Here is a 238-nt window from a genome sequence, read left to right as displayed (position 1 = left end):
CAAAGCAAAAATCTCCTATCAAGAATATCTGTATAAGGTTCTACAAAATCAAATAATTGTAAGGATAGATAACTCTATAAATGCAAAGATAAAAAAGGCCAAATTCCCTTTTATTAAGACCATTGAAGAATTTGATTTTTCATTTCAGCCCAGTATAGATGAAAAACTTATTTACGAACTGGCTAATCTAACTTTCCTCAATCACGCCAAAAACATTATCTTTGTAGGACCTCCTGGT

At 31.1% G+C, this 238-nt stretch carries 1 protein-coding gene; it reads left to right on the top strand.

From position 1 onward, the window contains the following. A partial coding sequence (locus tag ACYQ0O_RS13255) for an ATP-binding protein (RefSeq protein WP_459893831.1) occupies nucleotides 1-238 on the top strand: 238 nt, incomplete at both ends.

The organism is Desulfothermus okinawensis JCM 13304, from assembly GCF_054654515.1.
The sequence above is the reverse complement of the archived record's forward strand: the minus strand, read 5'-3'. Positions and strand labels throughout refer to the sequence as shown.